Origin of the sequence: Streptomyces chiangmaiensis, assembly GCF_036281785.1 — a bacterium.
In the GTDB taxonomy this organism is placed as follows: Bacteria; Actinomycetota; Actinomycetes; order Streptomycetales; family Streptomycetaceae; genus Streptomyces; species Streptomyces chiangmaiensis.
Genome location: NZ_JAYWVC010000435.1, coordinates 1 through 3,272, shown reverse-complemented (window position 1 = coordinate 3,272; position 3,272 = coordinate 1). Strand labels below are relative to the sequence as shown.

General features: G+C 63.5%; 2 protein-coding genes and 3 pseudogenes. 2 read left to right on the top strand and 3 right to left on the bottom strand.

What is annotated here, in order from left to right; genetic code table 11:
* The coding region (locus VXC91_RS43950; RefSeq protein ID WP_329512943.1) for a hypothetical protein at positions 1-221 on the top strand (221 nt) is incomplete at its 5' end.
* Between the two features lie 408 nt (positions 222-629).
* A pseudogene (locus VXC91_RS47360) lies at positions 630-803 on the top strand (hypothetical protein); the annotation flags it as partial.
* An 819-nt stretch (positions 804-1,622) separates the two neighbouring features.
* Here the strand turns inward: VXC91_RS47360 and VXC91_RS43945 are convergent.
* From VXC91_RS43945 to VXC91_RS43935, 3 genes and pseudogenes are all read right to left on the bottom strand, one after another.
* A complete protein-coding gene (locus VXC91_RS43945) occupies positions 1,623-1,922 on the bottom strand; it encodes a hypothetical protein (RefSeq protein WP_329512942.1) in 300 nt (99 codons plus the stop codon).
* 44 nt (positions 1,923-1,966) lie between these two features.
* Positions 1,967-2,213 (bottom strand): annotated as a pseudogene (locus VXC91_RS43940) (IS110 family transposase); the annotation flags it as partial.
* A gap of 100 nt (positions 2,214-2,313) precedes the next feature.
* A pseudogene (locus VXC91_RS43935) lies at positions 2,314-2,920 on the bottom strand (transposase); the annotation flags it as partial.
* Positions 2,921-3,272 lie beyond the last annotated feature (352 nt).

The following is a 3,272-nucleotide window of genomic DNA, read 5'->3' as shown; positions in this document are numbered from 1 at the left end:
TCCTCCCCGGCATGAACGCCCGGGGTTCCGCGCTAGATCACGCTGAAAATGTGTCACTCCTGCAACTGCGTCCGGGTTACCAGGGCAGCTTCGGGGGCGCCACAAAGGCAGCCGACGCGTCCGGCCGTCCGAGCCGGGAGAACCGGCAGTTGCTGAGCCACCTGAGCGGCGGGCTGATGGACGAGTCGATAGCCGGCCGGGGCCTCGGGACGGGCCATTGACGTCTCACAACTGGACCATTGTCGGTATCCGAGGTGTCCTGTCGTCGTTCTGGGGCCCGCTGGCATACGAAGCCGACCCCGCCACCACGGGGGAGGCAGCGGGATCGACCGCATTTAAGATGTCATACAAGTAGCGTCCGCCCGCCCCTTTCAGTCGAGACGCTATTCATTACGCGTCTACTGCGCATCGACACCCGAGCGGCTGGCCTGCCCGTGCCCTGACCAGCGGACTACCATCGGTAGCATCAGGGGTTCTCAGCCCGCAGGTCCGTGGTGAGTCAGTGCAAGTACACCCGCCCCTGCCTAGACAGGTCCCTCTACCTACCGCCGGGGCCTAGCACCGGGGTAGGGCACAAGTTCATGACAGTCATGCTTGCGGCCTGAACGCAATCGAGCGGATGTCCTGTACAGCAACAGTGTGCTGGATGGGCTTTCGACACTGGACAGCAGTACGGGATTTGGGGGGAATGGATGAGGCAGAACGAAGCCAGAGGAGGAACGTATCGTGCTCCCTGCGCTCAACGCCTCACTAGCCCTCACCGCCGGTCCTGCAGGGGTGGAAGCGGAGTCCATCAGGCATGAGCCCGCCTAACATCCCTCCGAGCGAGGTTGAAGTGGTGCAACTCCTCGTGTCTCCAGTGCACCGGTACTCGGGACGACCGGCCCAGGGGCCCTCGGCGGACCCGGCCGGGGGGCTGGTGTCGCAGGCCGAAGTACGTCGTCACCTCGGAATCGTCGGCGATCGGTACTTCGCCCAGCCAGCTCATCGAGACGCGTCGGTGACCATCATGGCGGTGGAGAGCCTGCCCCTCGGCATCAACCCCGCCGTTGACCTTCGACAGACCCGACGAAACATCCTGCTCCGAGGCGTCGACATCGACTCATACATTGGCCGGATCATTGAGCTCGACAGCGGCAGCGGTCCCGTAACACTCGATGTTAACCGCGCTGCACGGCCCTGCGCGTGGATGGATGCTGTCATCGGCCCGGGTGCGCAGCGGGCGCTCCGAGGCAAAGGCGGTGTACGATGCACGCCGCTGTCGGATGGCGTAGTCCGGGTCGGCAGGGCACGTTTCCGTGTCATCGGGTAACCCATCGGCGGCTTGAACGCCGCAAGTCGCCCCAGCCACAGCTGGCCTTTTAGGGCTGGAATACGCTTCAAATATGAGGCGAAACGTTCGAGGATCTCGTCAGCAGGCTTGACTCACGCACAAGGCTCGGGGCCTTCATTCCAGATCCTGATCCAGGCGGGAAAGTCTCTTTCCAGAGGCTGGACAGAGGTGTGGACTCCTCCTTGTATGCGCCTGTTTGCCAGGTCCACGAATCAGCGTTCTACCAGGTCAGCCAGGATTACCCGGTCGGGCGAAGTGCAGGTGGAAACGGGGGCCTCTATGAATTTCGTCAAGCTAATTTGGACTCTGCCTCAACTGTCGGCGTTGGCTCGACTCCGAGGTATGTGTAAACCAAGCCCGCGGAGGCGCGGGTGGACCGCGCTGCTTCGTAGACATGACGAGTCGGTCCTACCTGTCTGCCGGGTGCCGGCAAAGGTGAGAGCGGCGTCCCGTCCGGACGGAGGCGGACGATCTTGATCTGACCTTTGAACGGGCCGCCGACGATCTTGATACCGGTGGTGTTGTTGACCACCTCGCCTGCAAGCCAGCGACGGATGGTCTTCATGTGCTCCGAATCATCGACACCCACGAATAGAGCGGATCACGGATGCTGCTGGGCTGACAAGAACTGCATCAATTCGGTCCCACGACGGCCCGGGGTTCGTAGAGTGTGCCGTCTCGGAGCATGGCGAACAACACGTTGATGCAGTGGCGGCCAGACGGAGAAGCTTCTGGGTGTGGATCTTCCCTCGGGCCCGGAATCTGTCGTAGTAGGAGCGGGAGAGGGGACCGTGCAGAGTAGCGAATGCGGACAGGAACATCGCGCGCCTGAGCTGCCGTTGTCGCCTCGGAGTGCCTGTTCGCCGTGGATCGAGAGCCCCTAGTAGGGCTTGGTCAGGTTCGTATGGGGGAGGGTATGTCGTGGTGGCAGATGGGGCAGGTGCCGGACCAGAGGGCGAGGAGTGCCTGCATGGTGCGGACTACTTGGTAGGGGCTCGGTCCTGCGCTGTGTCTTTTGGGGCTTGGGCCAGTTGTTGCAGGGTGCAGAAGGCGTGGGCAGCGCCAACCAGGGTGACGTGGTGGTACCAGCCGTTCCAGGTGCGGCCTTCGAAGTGGGCGAGCCTCAAGGCCTGTTTCAACTCACGGTAGTCGTGTTCGATGTGTCAGCGGAGCTTGGCCAGCCGCACCAGGGTGGCCAGGGGCATGCCGGAAGGCAGGCTGGAGAGCCAGAACTGCACCGGCTCGCTCTCACCTGCCGGCCATTGGGCCAGTAGCCATCGCTCGGGAAGTTCTGCGCCCTTGGTGGCCTGGCGGATCTCGCGTCCGTCGGGCCGGATACGCAGGGCGACGAAACGCGAGTGCATGCGCTTGTGACCGGTTCGGCCGGTGCCCGGCCGGGAGCCCTCGCGCCAGGACACCCGTCGGGCCGCTTGCCGGCGGCCTGGATGACCAGTTCCTTGACCTTCTGGAGCTTGTCCGGATACGTGGCCACCGGGGGACGGCCGGTGCCTTGGTAGGGCGGGTGATCGGACGTACCTGTGCGGGATGGGCGGTGAGTCGGGAGGAGATCCCGACCGCGTAGGCAAAGGTGCGCCCTGGGAGTTGGTGGTGCACGATCAGCCGACGGTACGGCGTCTGCATGGGACATAGACGGCCTGTAGATCGTTCGCTGGTCGACTGGAAACGAATCTGTACCAGCAGGCTCGTAAGACACAAAGCAGCCCGTCACCCGTCAAAGGATCGGGGCGTGCAACGGGCTGCCAGCGCTGGAAAACGGCCCATAGAAGTAGACGTGACCGCAATCCAGGACATCGAGCCCCTCACCGGGCGTCCGCGGCCAACGACGAAAGCGATCCGATCCGTGCCGAGCGTATCGAGTGTCGACCAACGATCAGGGAGATTCATGCGTGAGATTGTGATCGTCGGTGGCGGCTACGCA